Raw genomic sequence first — 21,178 nt, 5'->3', positions numbered from 1 at the left:
CCGAGTTTGTAGCCCGTGAAGGCGCGGGTAATATTCGTAATGAGTGCTATTGACGCGCCATTGCGCAGCATCTTTGGATGGCGACATTCAACATGGGAGGTGAAGCATGCCAGCAACGACTGTGACCTGGGATATCTACAAGGAGCTACGGAGCCTTGATATCAGCGACTCCTCGATTCCCGACGCCGACATTGCGGGGCGGACATTCCGCCTGGGACAGGCAGTCTCATGGGCTCGCTGGGGCGCCACCCGCAATGACCTCACGCCGATTACGGCAAACACCGAGGCGGAGTTCTGTGAGCTTGCACCGCTCACGACAGCTGTTGTCTTGTTCGGGGTGAACTGGGGCGGTAGCGAAGCAGCCAGCGATATTGAGGATTGGCGGAACTTTCACACCAAAGGCCACGCTGGCGACCTCCGGTTGTCGAAGTCCCTGCCGCCTGCGCTCGAGGCCATCCCGCACGAGACGGGTTCGTTGGCTCCGGCTCCGTATATGACGGACGTGTTCAAACTCGTCCGCACCCGTGACGGCGCCGCGCTCCAAAAGCAGATCAAAGCAGACAAGCCCATGCACGACCATGTGGCGCGCTGCGCGGCCCTGCTGAGGGTCGAGCTCGAGATCTGCACGCGAGGCAATAACGGGACGCCTCCGCTGCTTGTTGCTCTCGGTGGTCACGCCTACGACTGGTTAACTGGGGAGAAGCCCGGTAGTCGCCCCCTCATGGATGCGGTGGCGAGCGTGTTCGGCTCAGAAGTGCCACGGATCGCGAAGATCAACCATGCCTCTGCTTCCAGGCCTGATCCCGAGCGGACAGCGCAGTTGATCAAGATCGTGACAGCTAACGCTCAGTCCTTCATGTAAAAGGCGCACTCGTAGCCGTCAGTATCGAGCGGCAGCCCCTCAGCCCAGTCGGGCGCGGTAGCCATCAGCTCACAGATCTCATCCACAGTGGCCGTCGTGGTTTCCACGACGATCTCGTCATGGACATGCAGGACGATGCGATGCGCAGCCTCAGCGACCTGGTGCATGCCGAACGTGAGCAGATCTCGGGCGACGGCTTGGACGATGTTCTCGGTGAGTTTCCCACCGTAGGTTTCCAACTGGCCCCACTTGCGTCCCGTCGTGATGCCCTCGTGGGTGATGCTGGTGCCACCGAACCTGTTCTCACCCAGCTTGGGTTTGACATAAGCCAGGCGACGCCCGGAGGGAAGGGCGATGAACATGATCCCGGACTCTACGGAGAAAGTCAGAGGACCGACACGGGTCGGCTGGCGGGTTGAGATCGTTTCGATGGCAGCGGCGTTGATGTCAGCCCACAGCTGGACGACATTCGGGTTCGCCGCACGCCACGTATCGACCAGCGGTTGGAGTTCAGACTCAACCAGTCCCATGCGGAGTGCTCCCATAGCTTTCAGGGCACCGACGCCGCCTTGATAGCCACAGGCGAGCACCGCGATCTTGCCTTTCTGGCGCAGCTCGGCGTTGGCTCCGTGCTTGTCGACGGGGACGCCGAACATGCGGCTTGCGGTCTCGCAGTACAATCCCTTCCCGTCTCGGAAGGCCTCAAGCGTTGTGGTCTCGCCTGCAAGCCAGGCGATGACCCGCGCCTCGATCGCGGAGAAATCGGCCACCACGAACCGGTGCCCATCGGCGGGAATGAAAGCGGTACGGATGAGTTGGCTGAGCGTGTCGGGTACGGAGTCGTAGAGCAGATCGAGGGCCTCGAAGTTTCCGGTCCACACGAGGTCTCTGGCTTCACGGAGGTCTGGTAGGTAGTTGCGGGTCAAGTTCTGGACTTGGACGAGGCGGCCAGCGAAACGCCCGGTGCGCCCTGCCCTGCAGAACTGGAGGAACCCGCGCCCGCGCCCATCACGACCTGCCACATGCTGCATCGCCTCGTACTTCTTCACCGACGACTTCGCGAGCTCACAGCGCAGCTGGAGGACCTCGCGCCCTCACCTGTGGTGGTGTCGAGCGCGGCGGCGACCTCGGCTTTTGTGAGTGACTGCAGGGGCGTGCCGTGAGCGGAGAGCCACTCTTTCAGCTGGATCGGCGAGTTCGGGTTCTCTAGTCCCGTGAGTTCTTGAGCCCGTGCCAGCGTGGCAGCGCGGTGCTGCCGGTCGCATGCCACCGCGTGATCCACGAGCACCCGGCCGAGCCGGATGCCGGTGTCGTTGATGTTCTGGTCGAGGGCGTAGGTGTCCCACTCGGACACTGGGACCGGGAATGCGGCTAGCCGGTCATGGATCGCGAGCTCCACTTCGACGTCGCGGCGGTTATAGGCGGTGAATGCTTCCCACCCGGCAGGATCCGATGATGGCGGGTTCCGTGTCGTCCCGTGGTTGAGGACGGTGGGTTTGGCTGGGGTGCAGAATTGGGTGATGAGCTTCTTACCGCTGGAGTTCTTCTGCACGGGAAGGTTCAGCACGGTCGCGACTTGTTCGAGGCTCATCGGCAGCCCCAAGTAAGCCGACCACACCATGGTGCAACGCCACTGGGCAGGGTCAAGAAACCGACGGGCCGACATCAATTCTGGGTGGTGACGGTGGAGCCAGGCTGAGAGACAGACGCGCTCAAAGGCCGCGTCGAACGCCCACTTTGTCACGCCCGGATCCACCAGATCCTCCATAACCTCGCCCGGCAGCGACTCGCCTGAAGCCAGGTCAACCACCCGAACCGGGTTGCCTTCGATCGAGTAGCCAAACAGCAGAACGTCGAAGTCTGGATGTTCGGCGTAGGGGTAGACTCCAGATTTGCTGAGATTGACGGGCGAAAATGTTTCAAGATCGACGAAAAGCTCATGCACAGTGTCGGCTCCACGAGAGGTAAGGACCGGGAAAACACCCACCGTGGTGGATGCTCTCCCGGCCAAGGGTTGATGATTACGGGTTGGTGCGCGTGCGGTACTGCTCGCGCTGCACTTCGGCGTCAGCCATGAGCTTGTCGATGCGCTTGCGATCCCTGCGGATCGCCCGCCGTTCGGCAATCACAGAGGTGACCTTCATGACAATGAGTCCGAGGACAGTGCCCACGAACAGTGACACGAGCGTGGTGGTGTTTGCCGACAGTGCTGCCGCATAACACTCGTTCATGATGGTTTTCCTTTCTGTTAGTTGAGGAAGCCGTCTGTGGTGGCGGTGAAGGCTCCGAAGTCGTCCTCAGCGCTGATGCGGTTACCGCCAAGCGGTTCGCCGTCGCGGAGCTTTTGGATGTTGCCCAGCCCACAGGCGATCCCCTTGTTCCCGTTCGTGTTGAACGCATAAAACGACACGCTCACTCGGGCGTAGCAGCCCGAATACACCTCGGTGGTGTCGAGAATCGGCTGCAGATCAGTACCGACGACCTGGGGTGGCGTGGTGGAGTTGGCGTTGACGAACATCGCGTTCGCATACGCCGCATCGTCACGATCAATATCGCCGTCACGCAGCGGCAGCTTGAGCGCAGCCTTGTTCGGGCGCTTGCCACCAAACTTCCCAATACCAGCGTCGATCGCTGCGTCGATGGCGCGTTCGATCGTGGCCAGGATCTCGGTGTCGGACTTCGGGATAATCAAGGAGACCGAGTATTTGGGTTTGCCGCCCTGGATGGACTTCGCCTCGAAAATGTTGGCATACGACAGGCGGACCTCGCCGGTGACCACACGGGTCGGATTGTTGATGCTAGACATGCTTGTCTTACCTTCTTTCTATTGGTTACTTCGTTGAAATTGGAGTGAATTCGCCTGCCGCTTACTGGATTTCCAGTGCTGGCCGTTTGTCTGATTCAGGAACGAGGGTGGGCTTACCGGCAGGTTTGGCCACCAGATCCCCGAGCAGTTCGGCGAACCGTTTCTTACCCAGCTGCTTCTCCAGCGCGGTGATGGTCTTGAGCTTGCGATCCCACACGTCGACACCGGCTGCCTCAGCCGCCTGGACGACAGCGGACTCGTCGGAGTATTGCGGACCGAGCGGCCTTCGACGAGCTTGAACCTGGGCCAGGTCTTGCCCTGGTTCACCGCCAGCGACAGCGCGTGTGCTTCCACATCGGCAGCCCACGCTTTCAGGTCCGGCAGCTGGGCCAGCACCTGTGCGATCTCGGCATCGGTGAGCTCGGCAGGTGGCGCTAACTCATGCTGGGCAAGCACTAGGTTCGTCTCAGCGCGCGTGCGGCAGGTGGGTACGAGTTTGCAGAACCGGCACCACTCACCGGGTGCGAACTCGCCATCCCCACGAGCTGCTAACGCGGCACGAGGCTTCACCACCTGTTCTGTCCACGCCTCCAGCTTGGCCACCGGGATCGTCCACGTCGAGACGTTCGAGCGCCTGGGCTGGAAGATCGTCACCGCCACTTCGCTTATGTCGTACAGCGACCCGAACGCGTTCAACGCTCCGAGCGCATACAGCATGAGCTGCGGATTGTGCTCGGCTTCGACCATGACACCCTGGCCGTACTTCAAATCGATGATCTGAAGCCTGAGCTCAGCGATGATCACGCAGTTGCCGGTGCCGAAGCCACCCGGCACCACGTGGGAGAAGTCCAGGCGCTGCTCGATGAGCACCTGCGGATCAGCACACTCCTGGTGCACATCGCGCAGCCGCTCCTGAACGAAGGCCGCATAGTCGTCCGTGAGCGCATCCATTTCGGCATCGATCCAGCCCGAGACCGGCTTCGTAGTCGGGGAATCATGCAGGGCGCGGCGCAGTTTCCATTCCGCCAAGGAATGAGCAGCGGTTCCTTGCTCGGCAGCGGACGAGGAGGACTCGGGTAACCTGGCCTCCAGCGTCGCCGACGGCGGGCAGGAAAGCCACCGGTGAGCACCGGACGCGCTCAAAAGTGCGTGCTGGTCAGGCATCGGTGATAGCCTCCGCCTGCTCCAACAGCTGCCCGAACTTGGAGGGGTCAACCTCGGAGAGCTTGTTCGCACCAGCGGCCTGGATCAGCTCACGCACCTGCGCGGTGTGACCTGCCTGCGACAGGCGCGCCAACACCGTGCGGATCTGCTCCAACGACACCGGCACAACCTCCGGAGCAGGTGCCGGGGCGGGCGGCTGGTGGGTCGCTTCGTACTCTTCGGCTGCAGCTTCCAGCGCTGGCTGGGCGAGCTGGGCTGCGGTGATCGGGCGAGCCCCCGACATGCCCGGGTGGTCCTCGAACGATTCCCACGCGGCCTCTTCGATCGCAGATGCCAACATCATGACCCCTTCTGCGATCCGGTTCAGCGCGCTGATGTAGCGGTTCGCTTCGGTGACGTTCACGCGGCATCACCACCGCTCCGGGTAACGCCGACGGCACGGGCCAAGGCCATGAGATCGTCGTCTGGGCGGATGATTTCTACTGATCGGACCTGGTTGCCCGGCACGAGAACGGTGAGCTGCCGGGGGTTGCCGAGCAGCTTGCGGGCGATCTTGCTTCGGATGCTGACCTTGCGGGTAGAGACCGCAGCGTCAGGTTCGGGATGGTCAGTTAACGTGACCTTGAGACGATGTTTGGCCATCGTTTCCTCCTTTATGAATCAGATGAGCGTCGGTTTGTGCTGGCCTTCGTGTGGGCCGGGCACTCATATGCCCGTGACAGGACACAGATCCGGACACTCCTGCTCGATGAATTCCCGAAGCTTTTTCAAGGCCCGCTTAACCGAACGCCCAATGCTGTTCGCGCGCCGCGCGATCTCGGCATCATCAGCACTAGGCAGCTCCTTACGAGCGATCTCGACGAACGAGAGCCGCTCGAACACATGCAGACGGATCTGCTCGGCCTGCACGTCGCTGACCTGGGAAAGCAGCCAATCGACAACCAGCTCACTGTCGATCTGGTCTTCGTGAACCGAGACGTTCACGTATTGCGGTCCGTCATGGACCTCGACTTCCCAGTCGCTATAGGAGAGGTCGCCACGGTTTCGAGCGTTCTCAGCGGCACGAAAACTGTGGTAGGCGTTTCGCAGATATGCGATTTTCCACTCCGGCACATATGTCGGGTCGTAGAGCAAGGCAAGCATATCCTCGGCGTTCAGCCCGAGGTCGTCATCTCCGGTCGGCGGGTCGACGAGTTCGATCCACGCATAGTTCTGAGCGCCGTCCTTCGAGATGGTCGAAGGCACATAGATCTGGGTGTAGACCTTGTCGCCGACCTTCTTGGTCCGCACGCAGTACGGCTCGCTGATGTTTCTATTTGGTTGTGTTGTCAAGGGAATCCCTCCTGAGGAGGGAGACCCGCTTAAGTAAGCAAGCTCGGTGTCGACGGTTCAGAAGAGATGGGCAGAGAAACGAGAAGGCAAGCACCCGAATGTCGGGTACCTGCCACTTGCTTCTCTTACGCGTCTCCCTGGTGGTCGACGGCCTTGTGTGATCAGCACGCGGCACTTGTAGGTCACGGAACCGTCGTGGCCACTCAGGTCCCGCAGCCGTCTAGTTCACTCACAGAGTGTCCTAGACTCCTTCGAAGGACATCAGCGGTAGACTTAAGATCACTATCTTTAGGTACTCAGCGGACGCCTCCGGAAGTACTTCGAGACTAAAAATCGGGCGAGAAAAAGTCCTTGCCCCGGTTTTGGTGCTGTTTTGGTCCTCTTTTCCCAAGGGAGGTTTTTGATGAGCCAGCTGTGCTTCGCGACCTTCGCGCGCGCACTGCAAAAGGTGCTCATCCAGCCAGCAGCGAGTTACACCACTCCGACCAGGCAGGGAGCCAAGAAGCCGTCGACAGCGCGACCAAAGATGACCTCAACCGATGCCTACGTCGTGGAGGTGCTCTTACGCTGGATTCAGGACTTCGCTCCCGTTGCGGACAAAGACGGCTGGGACGTTTGGCGCAGCCCGAAAACGGTTAACGGCCTACTCAGCCAGAAAATCGAGTTGCACACCGGATTCGGGCCTATTTTGAACCAACCTGGATTGCGTGGGGCTGCACGTGAAGCGTTCGGAAAGATCACCCAAGATATTGCTCCCATGCGCGAAGTTGACTTCAAAACTGAGCTGATCGAACTGATCAAAGACGATCCCGACATCAGTGTCGACGCCGCCGAAGACCTGCTCTACGCCGCAGACAACGATGACGTGTCGTTCTACGCTGATACGTTTCTATCGGCTATCTCAAGGCCCAACAAGAAGCGAACTGATAACGGCTCCTTGACCGCTACGGATGTCGTGCTTGCAGCCCGCAATGGAGACTTGTGTCCGCTATGCCGCAAAGAACGACTTGTGAAGACCATTAAAGGCGAACGGCGACCATTCTTCGAGATTGTCTCTTTCACCATTGACGACTACACTGCTGAGATCGACCGGGAAGCGGTGTGTGTCAAGTGTGCCAAACTTGTGTCCACCAATGACACGTTGCTTGAAGTGTCTGATGTCGTAAACAAGCTCCGAAGCATTCGAAATCGTAGGATCGCTGCAACGGCCCTTCAGGACACTGCGCTCGATTCGCAACTCCACCCAGCGATCACCTCTGTCATCGAAACTCTTGGGGAACGCATCGTCACCGGAGTCATCCCGGAGCTGACGTTGGACGCGGTGCGAGTCGCTGAAAAGGTCAGGCCCGAGTACTTTGAGCTCGCCGAGCGGATCAAGATCCATGTCTTGCAGTGGTACCGCATCATCGAGCAAGAGTTCCGCGCTCTCGAAGGCGCCAGAGGTCGCAGCAGATTCGACGCGATCGCCGGGCAAGTCGCCGACTTTTACGACCAGGCGTCCCAGCACACCGATGACCAGCAGGCGATGTTCGATCAAGTTGCTGATTGGATCCACACCAACTCCGACTCGGTGAACCTCAGCGCGTCGGTCATAGTGACGTGCTTCTTCGTTCAAAACTGTGAGGTGTTCGATGCGATTGCCTAGCAAAGTCACCCCCTACTCGCAGTCCACGCTGAGCCAGTTACCGCCGATCCTGAAACATCTGTCCGATCGAGATCTCAGCCCCGCCACTTTATACAAGAAGGTCAGATCGAAGTTTGCCGACGTGGACGAGTTCGTCGACACGTTGGACTGTTTATTCGCACTCGGCCAGATCGAGCTGCTCTATCCGGAGGAGGTGCTCCACTATGTTGGTCGAGTTTGACAGTGACGCGTTCTATCACGATGAACAACGCCCAGGCCCATTGCGCTTGAGCGAGGGGCTTAACACGGTGCTCGGTACGGAAAACACCGAGAACTCCATCGGTAAGTCCACCACGCTGCTGGCCCTCGATTTTTGCTTTGGCGGCTCTGACTACATCGACAAAGCCAAGGATGTCGTCAAGAACATCGGTCACCACGAGATCCGCTTCGCGTTCCTCCTCGGAGGTGAGGCCCACTACTTCCGGCGAGCTACTGACACCCCCAACACGGTTACCTTGTGCGACAAGGAATACCGAGCACTGCGCACCATGACACTCGAGGACTTCAAGGGCTTTGTCGGCACCCAGTATGGACTTCAAGATGCTGGCATCACGCTCCGCCAAGCAGTCAGTAACTTCTTCCGCATCTGGCAACGGAAAAACTCCGATGTCGACCACCCACTTCTTGCGCACCCCCGAGATACCCAAGCTGACGGCGTCAAGCGTCTCCTGATGCTGGTTGATGAGTACACCAAGCTTCAAGGCTTCATGGCTGCCAAGGATGAGGCTGTTCGAGAGCTGGATCTGTTCAATGCAGCCGGGCGGTACTACGACTTCCCCCGAGCAAGGAGCATCACCGAGGTCAAAAACAACACTCAGCGAATCGAAGATCTCGAGACCGAACGCGACCAAGCAGGACTCCGCGCAGGATTGACTGCTAAGGACTACACCTCAGCTCAACAGGCAGCCATCAACGAGGTGCAGGTAGAACGCGAGCCCTTGCTGCGGCGCTTCAACCAGCTCGGTCGACAAATCAATGCCATGCGACAGGCAAAGGGCATCTCAACCGACGTCAGCCTGACTAAGAAATTCGATTCCTTGCGCGATTTCTTCCCAGAGGCAAATATCGAACACATCGAGAGCATCGAACACTTCCACCGCAGTATCCGTCAGGTTCTGGACGCCGAGTTCAAAGCAGAAACTAAGCAGTTGGAAGAAGAACGTGGGCGAATTCAGCAGCGTCTTGGACAACTCAACTCCCGGCTCGAGGAACTTTCCGTCGCGCCCACGGCAACGCAGGCCGATATCCGTGCCTACAGCGAACTCGATCGCCAGATCCGATCACTGCGCAACGCCAACAAGGCTTTCCATGACGAGCAGCGACTCGCGGCTGCCAAGAAGCAAGCTTCCGAGGCACTCGACGAAGCATCCGCATCGATCCTGAAGGACATCGAACACAAGCTCAACGGCGCGATGCAGCGTATAGATGGGGAAATCACCCGTGAGGAACGAACCCCACCAAGCATCCAGATTCCATCGGTCGACAAATACTCCTACGAGATTGAGAACGACTCAGGAACGGGCTCTACCCAACGCGGACTGATCTCCTTCGATCTGGCAATGCTGGAAACAACGCTCCTGCCAGCAGTCGCACACGACTCGATGCTCGTCCAGCCCATCGAAGACCAAGCCTTCGACGGCATCGCACAGGTCTATGCGCGCCAGGAAAAGCAGGTCTTCCTCGCGATCGACAAAATCAGCCGCTACTCGAAGGAAACCCAACAGATCTTGACTGAAACAGCATTCATCCACCTTGAGCCTGGAAGGGAACTCTTTGGCCGGTCATGGAGCAAAAAGAAGAGGACGCGAAATAGCGGTGAGTAAGAGAATCGAATTCGACCTCCAGGTCAAAGCCTCCTACAAGCCCCTGTGGAAGCTGCTCGTGGATAAAGACAAGCTCAAGCAGGACCTGCGTGAGGAAGCCAATCTTTCATCCACCACGATGGCCAGGCTCAACAACGGCGACAACGTCACCACCGATGTGCTCCTGCGGATCTGCCAGGTCCTGGGTTGCCAGATCGGCGACATCGTCGAAGTCATCCCCGTAGAAGAAGCTTAAAGGAACCCACCCATGTCTCAGATTGATGTTAAGAAGCAAGTCGACCACGTTTTCAGCATCGCGAATTCCCTTCGTGGCACATACCAGGCGGATAAGTACAAGGACGTCATCATTCCGATGACAATCATCAGAAGGCTCGAGTGTGCTCTGGAAGAGACCAAGGATGCGGTGTGCGTGGTTTTCGAGCAAGATGACACCACTCCTGATGCGATCTTGAAGCAGGTCAGTGGCTACCCGTTCTACAACACAAGCCGCTACACGCTCGAGAAGCTGCTCGCAGAACCTGCGCATCTTCACCGTAACTTGAAAACTTATCTGGAGGCGTTCTCGCCAAATATTCGTATGATCCTCGACAAGGACGAAGGACTCGACTTCTTCAGCCAAATCGACAAAATGCACAAAGGCTCGCGCCTGACCGGTGTCGTCAGGAAATTCGCTGAGCTTGACCTTGCCCCAGAACGTATCAATAACGTGGCCATGGGCTACATGTTCGAAGAGCTCATCCGCCGGTTTTCTGAAAATGCGGAAGCCGGTGACCACTACACGCCACGCGAAGTCGTCCGTCTCCTCGTCCGTCTCGGGCTAGCGGAAGGCAGTCAAGATCTGTTCGAACCAGGCAAAAACATCAACGTCGCTGACGTGGCGTGTGGGACAGGTGGCATGCTTTCTGTGGCTAAGGAAGAACTCGCCGACATGGCTCCTCAAGCCTCGGTGTACCTGTACGGGCAAGAGGTCAACCCGGAATCTCACGCCATCTGCCTAGCTGACATGCTGATCAAGAACCAGGGAGCGAACAGTATCCGGCTCGCTGACACCATGAAAGAGGATTGCTTCCCTGGCGAGTACATGCGGTTGCAGTTCGTGAACCCACCCTTTGGGCAACCGTGGGGCGGTAAAGATGCCGCTACCGGTGTGGAGAAAGCAGTGAAAGCCGAGCACGCCAAACCCACCTCGCTGAGCAGGTTCCCCGCTGGGCTCCCCACCTCGGGCGATATGCAGCTGCTGTTCATGCAGCACATCGTGTACAAAATGGAAAAAGACGCGGGCAGGGCCTGCGTCATCTCCAACGGCAGCCCGCTGTTCTCCGGCGGAACCGCATCAGGTGAGTCACAAGTACGCAGATGGCTACTCGAAAGCGATCTCATTGAGGCCATCATCGGCCTACCCGGCTCACTGTTCTACAACACTGACATCTCGATCTACGTGTGGGTGCTGTCGAACAACAAGCGGCCCGACCGGCGAGGCAAAGTACAACTCATCGACGCCACCGAAATGTGGACCCCGATGCGACGCTCGCTAGGTAAGAAACGGCGATACATCTCCGACGAACAGATTAAGGACATCGTCTCGATCTACACGAACTTCGTAGAGACCGAGAACTGCAAGATTGTGGAGGCAGACGAATTCATCTACCACGAGTACGCCGTCTACCAGCCGCTACAACGCAACTACTGCATCACTGAGGAACGCATCGCAAGGCTTGCTGAAGGCAAGTTCTATGACACCATGCACAACCCCGCCAAACTCGAAGAACTACGCTTGATCGACCCTGCAGACCGGGATGCGAAACAAAACAAGACCCTGGCCGCCCTCGAAATGGCTGAGCCTGTGTTTGAACAAATGCTTGCCATATTGCGAGAGAACATCAGCGATCAGGTCTGGCAAGATTCCAAGGAATTTATCAAACACCTCCGCGTAGTTCTCACAGACTTGCCCGATCATCGCGTCAAGCAGACCGCCGCCCAGACGAAAGCGGTACTGGAAAAGGTCGCAGACCGGCTCTCCGAAATCGACAAGAACGCACCCGTCCAATACGACCGCAAGCGCAACGTCGTACTTGATCCGGCCACCAAAGACACCGAAATCGTTACCTTGACCGAAAACATCGAAGACTATATGGAACGAGAAGTCCTGCCCTACATACCAGACGCGGTATGGGTTGACGAAGAAACCGATAAAGCAATAAAAATCGGGGCAGAAATCCCTTTCAAGCGATACTTCTACAAATACCAGCAGCCCGAATCCTCAGAAATACTCATGGATCGATTTTTCGAACTTGAAGAACAACTTGCTGACGTCCTCGGAGCTCTGCGATGAACTCTGAAATGAAAACAACGGATTCTCCCTGGATGCAGGAAGTCCCAGCCGCATGGCAAGTTCTGCCTGCACGGTATTGTGTAGAATCCCGCCACAATGGCAATTGGGGTCAAACGCCACTAAATGAAGACGAGGGCATATTCTGTCTGCGAGCTGCTGATTTTGATTACGACCGTCTTCGGTTCAAGCCACAAGACAGCTTCACCCGCAGATTATACAATGATTTCGATTTCGAACGTATCAAGGTTCATCCCGGAGATCTATTAGTTGAAAAATCAGGAGGCGGCGATAAGACCCCCGTAGGAAGAGCTATTCTGGTTACCGAGCCCTTAGAAGCGACTTTTTCCAATTTCCTAGAGCGAATAATCGTTCGTCGCGATCGATGCATTCCTGATTTTTTTGCATATTGGTGGACGGCCGGATACCAATCTGGATCCTTTATACCTTTCTATAATCAAACAACTGGTATTCAGAATTTGAACACCACCGAGCTACTAGCTTCTAATGTTATAGCACTCCCCACCCTCGACGAACAGCACGCTATCGTCAAACGCCTTAATGAAGAGCGGACAAAGATCGACCAGGCGATTGACTTCTTACAGCGAGAATTGGACACGCTCGAGCAACTCAAGAAGTCGATGATCCATGAGGCAGTGACAAAGGGGCTAGACCGCACGGTGCTTATGAAGCCCAGCGGCGTGGAGTGGATCGGCGACATCCCAGAACACTGGGAGGCGAAAAAGCTCAAGTTCATTGCGAGCTTTGGAAGCGGCACAACTCCTGACTCGGGCGGTTACTCTTACTACGATGACGGGGAGATCCCGTGGATTCAGTCCGGTGACCTCTATAGAAAACCGAGGATCACTAGGACCGAAAAAACGTCACAGCTAAAGCGATTCGCGAATTGTCCGCACTAACAGTTTATCGAGCACCGTTCGTGGTCGTAGCGATGTACGGTGCATCTGTCGGAAATACGTCCCTATCTGAAATTGACGCCTGCTTGAATCAAGCTTGCTGCTATATTCGCGGCAATCACCGCATGAGAAACGAGTATTCATTCTATGCGATAAGCTCAGCGAGATCAGATTTGATAAGCAAGGCTCAAGGTGGAACCCAGCCCAATATCAGTCAAATTGTTTTAAAGAATCAAGTCATACCCATCCCGCCAATAAGCGAACAAGGTGAGATTATTCGATACTTGCGCACGAAATGTTCTTCGCTTGATCGCGCAGCGAAATTGAAACAAAACCAAATGGACATTCTCGCGAAACAAAGAAAATCCTTGATTTTTGAGTATGTGACGGGCAAACGACGAGTGAATGAGGTGGCATGATGGTCGTGGGCAATCCAATAAATGAAAAGGCGTTTCAACGCTTGATTATCGATGAATTGGTGGAAAACGCTGGTTATGTGGAGCGTTCCCGTGACGTGTTTGATCCGGTGTGGGCACTCGATGAGGAACTGCTCTTTGCGTTCCTCGAGCGCACGCAGAGAGAAAAGCTAGACCTGTTGCGGGCTGCCTATAATGGTGGGGCCGATGCCACCATTCGCAACACGATCATGCACAAGATCGCTGCCGATGGGCTAATCCGTTCGATCTGGAACGGCGTGGACTTCGATGGCGGCATCCAGCTTGACCTGGTGTACCCACGCCCGTCAGCCGGGTTTGACGCGAAGTCCCGAGAGCTATTCGATGCGAACCAACTGTCGATCATGGAAGAGGTCTACCACAAGGACGGTGAGCGCATCGACCTTGTGATCTTCTTGAACGGCCTAGCGTTATTCACCGTCGAGCTCAAGTGCAACACCTCAGCCTCGGGCGACTATCGGAACGCTATCGCCCAGTACCAAACAGAGCGCGACGCCACGACTCGGCTGCTCTCTCCGACAATCGGGGCACTTGCGCATTTTGCAATGGACACGAACGAGGTCTACGTGTGCGCAGAACTCAAAGGCCGCGAGTCGTTCTTCCTCCCGTTCAACCAGGGCCAGCCTGCTGGCGAAGACCCGCATAACGTGACCGGCGGCAACCCGCACAATCCGCAGGGCGTCAACACGTCTTACATGTGGGAGCAGATCTGGACGAAAGCAACCATCTTCGACCTGCTGTACGACTTCATCTATATTGAGACGAAACGTGACAAGCACGGACGAAAAGTCGGCGAGCGCCCCATTTTTCCGCGCTACCAGCAGCTGCGCGCGGTCCGAGCAGTCTCGGCCGACATGCTTCGAAGCCCACTCCTTCTCAACTATTTGGTTGAACATTCGGCGGGATCAGGCAAAACAAAGACTATCTCGTGGCTGGCCCACAAGCTCGCGGGCCTGTACAAGCCGGGAACCGATGAGCTGCTATATGACAAGGTCATTATCGCCACCGATCGAAAAGTCGTGGACAAGCAACTCCAAGACGCGGTCGTTGATATGGCTAAAGACTCCGGCGTCATCCGTGTCATGGACAAGAACAAGACCTCGGCTGATCTCGGGAAGGCACTCGGGCTTGATCCGACGAGGCGCAAGAGCAGCTACCGGATCGTTGCGACCACATTGCAAAAGTTCCTCTACCTGTCCGCTGGTGAGCTGGCTGGTTCCGGCAAGCGCTTCGTGGTGATTATCGACGAGGCGCACGGATCGACCAGCGGCAAGAACATGGCCTCCATCAACGCTGCTCTAGCCAGTGGGGACGAGCCAGACTCTTCTCTTGATGAACTAGCTCAGTTTGTGGCGCAAGGGATGCGTTCGTCGTCTCGGCAGGCTAACATTTCCATGGTTGGTTTCACAGCAACTCCCACCGGTCGGACACTACAGCAGTTTGGCAGGCTTAACGAAGAGGGCAACTACGAAGCCTTCGACCTGTATTGCATGCGCCAAGCTATTGATGAAGGATTCATCCTTGACGTCACAGCGAACTACACCACGTACGACGCGTTTTGCAAGATCGTGAAAGCCGTCGACGATGATCCGGAGCTGGAAAGCAAAGCAGCCAAGCGCAAGCTCGCACACATGATCTCCACTTCGGAGGAGAACATCACCAACAAGCTGCAGCTGATGATCGAACACTTCACCTCCGTCGTCACCCCAACACTTCGCGGTCAAGCTAAAGCAATGATCGTCACTGCCGGACGTGAGCAGGCGGCGAGGTACTTCCTTGCCTACCAGAAGATGAGAGCCGCTGACATGCCCCGTCTCGGCAAGCATCAAGCGCTGGTGGCTTTCACCGGCGAAGTGGACGTCGATGGGAAAACGTGGAGCGAGGCAGGGCTAAACGGCTTCAGCGACGATCTCACTGCCGAAGAATTCGACACCGGTAACTACCGACTGCTTATCGTTGCGGATAAGTATCAGACCGGATTTGATCAACCCAAGCTGTGTGCGATGTACGTTGACAAGACACTGCGGGGTGTCACAGCGGTTCAAACGCTCTCCCGGCTCAATCGCATCGTCTACGATAAGCGCACCTTCATCCTGGACTTTACGAACGACTTCGAGGACATTCAGAGCGCGTTTGCTCCCTACTATGAAACGACGACGCTCACTGATCCGTTGACGATCAGCGACGTGCGGGAAACTCATCGGCGGCTGATGGAACTGCAGATTCTCGACATCGATGATGCCGAGGAATACAACGAGCTGCTCGCTAAAGAGCTATTAACGCACCGAGACAAGCAACGGATGTGGTCGTTGATCGACGCGGCGGCCCGCATAGTGGGAGACATGGAAGAGGAAGAAGCTGACGAGGCACGGCGCGTGGTTCGCAACTTCATCAAGCAATACACCTTCCTGCTCCAGGTGATGCCCTTTGAAGACAAGGCCATGCACATGGACTACAACTTCTGTACCAGCCTCATTCGAGCCATCGATGCTGGGCACGGCGGAGGCCTCGACTTCGACCTCAGCGACAAAGTCACCATCGAGGACTTCGCAGTAAAGAAGAGCGGTAAGCACAAGAACGAGGCACTCGTGGCAGAGCCCGAGGTCAAGATCGCAAAAGGCACCGGTAGTGGGCTCACCGAGACACAGCTAGAGAAGTTGTCAAGAATCATCCAAGAATGGAACGCCCGCTACGGCACTGCCTTCGATACCGATATCGCCGCTGGCTCCCTGGTCGCACTCCAAGCAACCTTGGCGAAAGACCCGAAGGTGCAGCAGAGCGCGAGAGTCAACAGCAAGAACAGCTTCCGGCACACTGTTGAGGAACAAACCCAAGGTGCCCTCATCGCTGGATACTCCCAGAACACCGAGTGGCACAAGTTCCTACTCAACCAGGAAGAAGCCCGAAAGGAGCTCATCCAGGCTTTCTCCGACGACATCTTCGACGCCTTGAAAGCGAAGTTTCAGGAAGAGTAAAGACCATTACTGCGCGCGAAATCCCGACTGGTTCACTCCTCTAGGGTAGTCAGCCGCGGTAGCGATTTGCCGAGCACTCAGCGGTTCAGCAGTCTATTCTCCAATCGACGGCACCGGCACGAATTCCCAGTTCATAGCCGGTATCGACGCTATCCGATGGCACCGCTCCGCACTGGGGTCTTGTATCCATCGTGACCGGTTGTGCGAGCCTTTCCTCGGTACGGGCACATTCGTGACCCGCCTGCTTCAGAGCGGAATCATTCCGCCTGAGAAACTTGAGCATAAGTACTTGGACGAAATTTTTGCGAACGAGATCGTGCTTCTCAGCTACTACATTGCCAGCATTAATATCGAGCAGGTGTACCACGAGATCCGCAAGGAACAGGGATTCGCGGACGAATACGTAGAGTTCCCTGGTATCACACTCACGGATACATTCCAGATGCGCGAGGAAGAAGTTCACGAAGGAGACCAAGCCTCGACTAGCGATATTGCCGGAATCTTCAAATAAAACAGCGAACGCATCGAACGCCAGCGCAAGGCTCCTATTCGCGTAGTTGTGATGAACCCTCCTTATTCGGCTGGACAGAGTTCGGCTAATGACAACAACCAGAACCTCAAATACCCAAAGCTCGACGCACGCATCGAAGCCACGTATGCGAAACGCTCAACTGGCACAAATAAGAATTCGCTCTACGACTCGTATTTCCGCGCGTTACGCTGGGCAACCGATCGAATCGGCGACGAAGGAGTAATCGCGTTCGTCTCGAATTCCAGCTTCATTGACGGCAACACTGCTGATGGAGTACGCCTTACCTGGCACGACGAATTCTCGGATATCTATGTGTACAACCTCAAAGGCAACCAGCGCACACAGGGCGAACGCTCCCGTCAAGAAGGCGGAAAGATCTTCGGTAGCGGTTCACGTACCGGCGTCGCTATTACCCTGCTCGTGAAGATAAGCCGGGAACGCCATCATACCAATGTGATGTACGCCGAAGTAGCAGATTACCTTTCACGCCAGGAAAAACTGGATGTGTTGAAAGCTGAGCATGATGTGCTTGGCACAGGATTCAATAAAATCACGCCGAACGAACAGGGCGATTGGCTCAATCAACGTGATGAAAAGTATCTCGAATATCAAGAGATTGGTGACAAAGCAACGAAAGGAAAAGCTAATACGCCAGCGATTTTTGAGCAGTACTCTCGTGGGTTAGAAACCTCGCGCGATGCCTGGTGCTACAACTTCTCCCGCGAAGCCGTAGCAGAAAACATGCAACGCATGATCGGAAACTACAACGCCGAAGTAGCAACAGCGCATACCAGCAAAGATTCGAATATGTCAGGACGGTCTGTTGCGTGGACGAGAAAGCTCAAGAAGGAGCTTGATCAAAAGAAGCGGCACGATTTCACAGAAACAGCCATCAACCTCAGCTTCTACCGGCCATTCTGCAAACAGTCTGTTTACTTTGAGCGATCCATGAATGAGTATGTGAATCAGCTCCCAAAGATTTTCCCTACACCACAACAGCCAAATCTTGGTATCTGCATTGATTCGGATACAGTGAAAGCCGGTGCAGGTTTAATGGCTGATAGGTTACCTGATCTGCATATGGTCGGTACAAATCAGTGCTTCCCCCTCTACACGTGGCACCCCATCACCAAGGATAACGACGGTTTCGATCTGGAAAGTCTTGCTCAAACTTCCGATGCTCCGGAACAGTTCACTGGCTCCTTTGATTTCAGCCGTACGATCGGCTCGCAGGTGCCGCTGGAAATCGGTGAGTACCGGCGTCGGGAAAATATTACGGATGCAACGCTTGCTTCCTACCGAGCACACTACAAGGACGCTCAAAACCCTAAAGGAGAACGGATCAGTAAGGAAGACATTTTCTTCTACGTCTACGCACTACTGCATCACCCGGAGTATCGCGAGAAGTATGAGGCGGATCTGAAGAAGATGTTGCCACGCATCCCGAAGGCCGCCGATTTCTGGAGCTATGCTAACATCGGGCGCGAGCTGGCTGATCTTCACGTGAATTATGAGAGCGTGGAGGCATATCCTGGCGTCATTCCACAGTGGGCAATGGTTCTCCCAGACGATGAATGGGCCAAATATCACGTGGAGAAACTCGCGTGGGGTAAGCGGGCACGTTCGGCTACTACTGGGCGGCACAAGGATACAAAGGATTACAGTACGCTCGTCTACAACGGTTTCTTGAAGTTCACGGGGATTCCCGTAGAAGCGAACGATTACAAAATCGGGGGGAATAGTCCACTTGAGTGGCTGATTGACCGTTATCAGTTTACGAAAGACACGAGAAAAGGATCAGGAATTGTGAATGATCCGAACGATTACTGCCGCGAGGTTGAAGACCCTGCCTACATCGCGAACCTGGTGCCGCGCCTGGTGACGGTATCCATGCGCACGCAGAGCTTGATTAGAAGCCTGCCAGAGTTAGTGATCGAGGAAGAATAATGCAAGAAATCGACGCAAGTAAACAGCCTAGAGTTTTCCTTTCCTACTCACAAAGTGCTGAGAGTCAGAGATTTGTTCACTTTCTGGCGGACAAACTCGAAAATGACGGCGTTAATGTCCGATGGGATCAGAAAGTTCTGCAACTTGGCGATAGACTCCCACATTTTATGGACGATGAAATAACCAATGCACAGTATGTGCTGATTATTTGTTCGCCAGATTACAAACAGAAAGCAGATAATCGTGCAAAAGGTGTCGGTTACGAAAGCAATATTATTTCTGCCGAACTGTATGCCAAAAACAATGAACGAAAATTTATTCCGATATTGCTTGATGGTACTTTTGAGAGTTCTATGCCCACCTTTTTAGCGGGGAAGATGGGCGTAGACATGAGGCCAGACTCCGATATAGAGCGTGGGTATAACGATCTGATTACCACCTTAAAAAAGAAAAAGGCACAAAGAAAGAAATCGATAAATCGGGATCAGCCTTCAGGTTTGACTACACCACCAGAGTCTAGAAAACCTGAAACTCCGTTATTGGATCAAGATGTAAAGATTATGGGAATTGTGATTGACGAAGTTACCTTGCCAAAATTGGACGGAACTCGCGGTTCGGCTCTCTACAGAGTGCCATTTAAGTTGTCGAGGTGGCCGAGCGCACGCTGGGCTAATTTCTTTCATAGGTATTGGGAATTTCCAAGGAGTTTTTCCACGATGCACAGGCAAGGAATTGCTTCAGTTAATGGTGACAGAATAATTCTCGATGGAACCACTCTAGACGAAGTTCGTGATTATCATCGTGAAACTCTCCTTATCTGCGTAGAGGATGCGAATAAGGATGAACGAGCTTGTGTTGCGCGTGAGAATGCGGAAAAGCAAAGGCGGGAGCAACAAGTAGCGAAACACCGAGAAAGCGTTGCAGAAATCGCAGCGAGTATTCACTGGGATTGAGACAGCACCCCTATGAACAAATAATAGAACGGACTTGAACGCGGCTCAATGATTGATCGTGCTCATAGCAATACTCCATGGTTACGCACAGACACTGACGACCGCTTTCTACTACTATGCCCCAGATACCGATTGATATTTTGGATGATCTATACCAGGATCATCGAACATCGCGAGGAAAAACTTGACTACTGGACCCACGCGATCGCTCTGATCACTTCCAATGATTCGTTCGGCCCCACCGAGATCAGCTACCTCGAACACCGTTTCACACAGATGGCACGCGATGCGGGACGCTACGACGTCGCCAACGGGAACGATCCTTCAATCGGCAAAGTGACAGAAGAAAAGCGCGCTGAGCTGGACGAATTCATCACCAACGCCAAGCTACTAATCGGAGTGCTTGGTTATCGCGTCTTCGATCCGATCAACGAGGCACGTAGCGTCACGCCAGAGGCTCCCCACGAGCTCACCGACGCCGATGCCGAAGCCACTGCCACCGTCGAACCGTTACTAAAACTCACCTGGGGAAGCGCTCAGGCCACTGGCCGGCAGACCTCGGACGGATTCGCCGTGCTCGCCGGCTCAAAACTCCGCCCAGAAACGGAATTCACCAACACGGTTCCTGGTTCTGCGCTCAAACAACGCGAGCGCTACCGCGACGCTATTGATGCCTCTTCTACCCTAGTCAAAGATGTACTACTCGCCAGCCCCTCGGGAGCGGCGGCATTCGTCGTCGGCGCTTCGGTTAGCGGTATGGCGGCGTGGAAAACGGAAGACGACGTCACGCTTGCGGAACTTGAGAGGCGGGAAGAATAGTGTTACTCACGCTCTTCTCGATACTTTACAACCAAGTTATCCCCTCGGTCTCTGGCTCTCAACTTCCGTAATCGGCTTATGTAAAAGTAGATTCGTACCGTCTGCCACTTCCCCTTGAGAACACTGCCTTGCACTCATCCAGAACCACCCGCATTAGCTTCGCAAGATCCTCTTCATTCAACAGAAGCTCAAACACTGTCGGCGCCTGTTCCACCAATGGATCACGCGGCGTCGTACGCTTGCCACCTGGATTTATCTCTACGCTTACCCGATCTACCAGCGCGTGCACATCCCCAGAATTCGGATCCTTGTCAAGCGACTGCAAATTCACCAGCACCTGCACATCGTCCCGCCATGCCTCAACCCATTGCCAGCCGGTGAGGTCAAACGGAGGATCCAGCATCCTGCCCACTTCCATCTTCGCGACAAGATTCCCATCCCCGCAACAAGACTTTCACAGTTGAAAAATCACACCTACAGTGCAACTATTTTTACACTCTGAAACAAAAATTACACTCTCGAGTCGATATTTACACTCTTCGCTCCGAAGTGCAGTTTTGCACCAAAGAGAGCAACTCCC

General features: G+C 55.4%; 22 protein-coding genes. 13 read left to right on the top strand and 9 right to left on the bottom strand.

Annotated elements, in window-relative coordinates; translation table 11 throughout:
* Window positions 1-106 precede the first annotated feature (106 nt).
* Entirely contained in the window at window positions 107-862 is a 756-nt protein-coding gene (locus tag JOD55_RS02765; RefSeq protein ID WP_204398443.1) for a uracil-DNA glycosylase family protein, read from the top strand.
* Here the strand turns inward: JOD55_RS02765 and JOD55_RS09415 are convergent.
* The 8 genes from JOD55_RS09415 to JOD55_RS02730 form a co-directional block, all read right to left on the bottom strand.
* Window positions 847-1,911, bottom strand: a complete 1,065-nt coding sequence (locus JOD55_RS09415; RefSeq protein WP_476693086.1) for a DNA polymerase — start codon at window positions 1,909-1,911, stop codon at window positions 847-849. The two genes, JOD55_RS02765 and JOD55_RS09415, sit on opposite strands and share 16 nt — an antisense overlap.
* Window positions 1,908-2,807, bottom strand: a complete 900-nt coding sequence (locus JOD55_RS09410) for a hypothetical protein (RefSeq protein ID WP_476693085.1) — start codon at window positions 2,805-2,807, stop codon at window positions 1,908-1,910. The genes JOD55_RS09415 and JOD55_RS09410 overlap by 4 nt, the downstream gene beginning before the upstream one ends.
* Before the next feature lie 76 nt (window positions 2,808-2,883).
* Complete coding sequence (locus tag JOD55_RS02755; RefSeq protein WP_204398442.1) at window positions 2,884-3,093, bottom strand: DUF1049 domain-containing protein; 210 nt, start codon at window positions 3,091-3,093, stop codon at window positions 2,884-2,886.
* Window positions 3,094-3,110: 17 nt separating this feature from the next.
* Entirely contained in the window at window positions 3,111-3,668 is a 558-nt protein-coding gene (locus tag JOD55_RS02750; protein WP_204398441.1) for a DUF2815 family protein, read from the bottom strand.
* A gap of 18 nt (window positions 3,669-3,686) precedes the next feature.
* On the bottom strand, window positions 3,687-4,832 hold the full coding sequence (locus tag JOD55_RS02745) for a DUF2800 domain-containing protein (protein ID WP_476693084.1): 1,146 nt from the start codon (window positions 4,830-4,832) through the stop codon (window positions 3,687-3,689).
* Window positions 4,825-5,235, bottom strand: coding sequence for a hypothetical protein (locus JOD55_RS02740; RefSeq protein WP_204398439.1), 411 nt, complete (start codon window positions 5,233-5,235; stop codon window positions 4,825-4,827). Before JOD55_RS02740 ends, JOD55_RS02745 begins: the two co-directional genes overlap by 8 nt.
* Entirely contained in the window at window positions 5,232-5,474 is a 243-nt protein-coding gene (locus JOD55_RS02735) for a hypothetical protein (protein WP_204398437.1), read from the bottom strand. The genes JOD55_RS02740 and JOD55_RS02735 overlap by 4 nt, the downstream gene beginning before the upstream one ends.
* A 63-nt stretch (window positions 5,475-5,537) precedes the next feature.
* A complete protein-coding gene (locus tag JOD55_RS02730; protein WP_204398435.1) occupies window positions 5,538-6,164 on the bottom strand; it encodes an RNA polymerase sigma factor in 627 nt (208 codons plus the stop codon).
* Window positions 6,165-6,567: 403 nt separating this feature from the next.
* On the opposite strand from JOD55_RS02730, the gene JOD55_RS02725 reads away from it, so the two are divergent.
* From JOD55_RS02725 to JOD55_RS02675, 12 genes are all read left to right on the top strand, one after another.
* Entirely contained in the window at window positions 6,568-7,809 is a 1,242-nt protein-coding gene (locus tag JOD55_RS02725) for an ABC-three component system protein (protein ID WP_338022249.1), read from the top strand.
* Entirely contained in the window at window positions 7,796-8,029 is a 234-nt protein-coding gene (locus JOD55_RS02720; protein WP_204398431.1) for an ABC-three component system middle component 7, read from the top strand. The genes JOD55_RS02725 and JOD55_RS02720 overlap by 14 nt, the downstream gene beginning before the upstream one ends.
* On the top strand, window positions 8,013-9,671 hold the full coding sequence (locus JOD55_RS02715; RefSeq protein WP_204398429.1) for a DUF2326 domain-containing protein: 1,659 nt from the start codon (window positions 8,013-8,015) through the stop codon (window positions 9,669-9,671). The genes JOD55_RS02720 and JOD55_RS02715 overlap by 17 nt, the downstream gene beginning before the upstream one ends.
* On the top strand, window positions 9,664-9,906 hold the full coding sequence (locus tag JOD55_RS02710; protein ID WP_338022181.1) for a helix-turn-helix domain-containing protein: 243 nt from the start codon (window positions 9,664-9,666) through the stop codon (window positions 9,904-9,906). Before JOD55_RS02715 ends, JOD55_RS02710 begins: the two co-directional genes overlap by 8 nt.
* Before the next feature lie 12 nt (window positions 9,907-9,918).
* Window positions 9,919-12,003: a type I restriction-modification system subunit M gene (locus JOD55_RS02705; RefSeq protein ID WP_204398427.1), complete on the top strand. Its 2,085-nt coding sequence runs from the start codon at window positions 9,919-9,921 to the stop codon at window positions 12,001-12,003.
* Entirely contained in the window at window positions 12,000-12,920 is a 921-nt protein-coding gene (locus JOD55_RS02700) for a restriction endonuclease subunit S domain-containing protein (RefSeq protein WP_204398425.1), read from the top strand. Before JOD55_RS02705 ends, JOD55_RS02700 begins: the two co-directional genes overlap by 4 nt.
* A 32-nt stretch (window positions 12,921-12,952) precedes the next feature.
* Complete coding sequence (locus tag JOD55_RS09395; RefSeq protein ID WP_204398423.1) at window positions 12,953-13,336, top strand: restriction endonuclease subunit S; 384 nt, start codon at window positions 12,953-12,955, stop codon at window positions 13,334-13,336.
* Window positions 13,333-16,347, top strand: a complete 3,015-nt coding sequence (locus JOD55_RS02690; RefSeq protein ID WP_204398421.1) for a type I restriction endonuclease subunit R — start codon at window positions 13,333-13,335, stop codon at window positions 16,345-16,347. Before JOD55_RS09395 ends, JOD55_RS02690 begins: the two co-directional genes overlap by 4 nt.
* A gap of 199 nt (window positions 16,348-16,546) precedes the next feature.
* A complete protein-coding gene (locus tag JOD55_RS09050; protein ID WP_239538944.1) occupies window positions 16,547-16,858 on the top strand; it encodes a hypothetical protein in 312 nt (103 codons plus the stop codon).
* A gap of 51 nt (window positions 16,859-16,909) precedes the next feature.
* Window positions 16,910-18,826 (top strand): type ISP restriction/modification enzyme, encoded by a 1,917-nt coding sequence (locus tag JOD55_RS02685; RefSeq protein WP_239538943.1) that lies wholly within the window; start codon window positions 16,910-16,912, stop codon window positions 18,824-18,826.
* A complete protein-coding gene (locus tag JOD55_RS02680) occupies window positions 18,826-19,779 on the top strand; it encodes a toll/interleukin-1 receptor domain-containing protein (protein ID WP_204398419.1) in 954 nt (317 codons plus the stop codon). The genes JOD55_RS02685 and JOD55_RS02680 overlap by 1 nt, the downstream gene beginning before the upstream one ends.
* Window positions 19,780-19,923: 144 nt before the next feature.
* Window positions 19,924-20,598 carry a GIY-YIG nuclease family protein gene (locus JOD55_RS02675; protein ID WP_204398418.1) on the top strand — a complete coding sequence of 225 codons (675 nt, stop codon included), beginning with the start codon at window positions 19,924-19,926 and terminating at the stop codon, window positions 20,596-20,598.
* Between the two features lie 76 nt (window positions 20,599-20,674).
* On the opposite strand, the gene JOD55_RS02670 is transcribed toward JOD55_RS02675, so the two are convergent.
* On the bottom strand, window positions 20,675-21,001 hold the full coding sequence (locus JOD55_RS02670) for a hypothetical protein (protein WP_204398417.1): 327 nt from the start codon (window positions 20,999-21,001) through the stop codon (window positions 20,675-20,677).
* Window positions 21,002-21,178 lie beyond the last annotated feature (177 nt).

Source organism: Arcanobacterium pluranimalium (assembly GCF_016907845.1).
Taxonomy (GTDB): Bacteria; Actinomycetota; Actinomycetes; order Actinomycetales; family Actinomycetaceae; genus Arcanobacterium_A; species Arcanobacterium_A pluranimalium.
Note: the sequence above shows the minus strand (reverse complement) of the source record. Positions and strands in the feature narration are given on the sequence as shown.

Bases quoted from the DNA above. Each gene is read 5' to 3' on its own strand.
- JOD55_RS02765 (WP_204398443.1), top strand. From the start codon at position 107: ATGCCAGCAACGACTGTGACCTGGGATATCTACAAGGAGCTACGGAGC.
- JOD55_RS02755 (WP_204398442.1), bottom strand. From the start codon at position 3,093: ATGAACGAGTGTTATGCGGCAGCACTGTCGGCAAACACCACCACGCTC.
- JOD55_RS02750 (WP_204398441.1), bottom strand. From the start codon at position 3,668: ATGTCTAGCATCAACAATCCGACCCGTGTGGTCACCGGCGAGGTCCGC.
- JOD55_RS02745 (WP_476693084.1), bottom strand. From the start codon at position 4,832: ATGCCTGACCAGCACGCACTTTTGAGCGCGTCCGGTGCTCACCGGTGG.
- JOD55_RS02735 (WP_204398437.1), bottom strand. From the start codon at position 5,474: ATGGCCAAACATCGTCTCAAGGTCACGTTAACTGACCATCCCGAACCT.
- JOD55_RS02725 (WP_338022249.1), top strand. From the start codon at position 6,568: ATGAGCCAGCTGTGCTTCGCGACCTTCGCGCGCGCACTGCAAAAGGTG.
- JOD55_RS02720 (WP_204398431.1), top strand. From the start codon at position 7,796: ATGCGATTGCCTAGCAAAGTCACCCCCTACTCGCAGTCCACGCTGAGC.
- JOD55_RS02715 (WP_204398429.1), top strand. From the start codon at position 8,013: ATGTTGGTCGAGTTTGACAGTGACGCGTTCTATCACGATGAACAACGC.
- JOD55_RS02705 (WP_204398427.1), top strand. From the start codon at position 9,919: ATGTCTCAGATTGATGTTAAGAAGCAAGTCGACCACGTTTTCAGCATC.
- JOD55_RS02700 (WP_204398425.1), top strand. From the start codon at position 12,000: ATGAACTCTGAAATGAAAACAACGGATTCTCCCTGGATGCAGGAAGTC.
- JOD55_RS09395 (WP_204398423.1), top strand. From the start codon at position 12,953: ATGTACGGTGCATCTGTCGGAAATACGTCCCTATCTGAAATTGACGCC.
- JOD55_RS02690 (WP_204398421.1), top strand. From the start codon at position 13,333: ATGATGGTCGTGGGCAATCCAATAAATGAAAAGGCGTTTCAACGCTTG.
- JOD55_RS02685 (WP_239538943.1), top strand. From the start codon at position 16,910: ATGAACCCTCCTTATTCGGCTGGACAGAGTTCGGCTAATGACAACAAC.
- JOD55_RS02680 (WP_204398419.1), top strand. From the start codon at position 18,826: ATGCAAGAAATCGACGCAAGTAAACAGCCTAGAGTTTTCCTTTCCTAC.
- JOD55_RS02675 (WP_204398418.1), top strand. From the start codon at position 19,924: ATGATCTATACCAGGATCATCGAACATCGCGAGGAAAAACTTGACTAC.
- JOD55_RS02670 (WP_204398417.1), bottom strand. From the start codon at position 21,001: ATGCTGGATCCTCCGTTTGACCTCACCGGCTGGCAATGGGTTGAGGCA.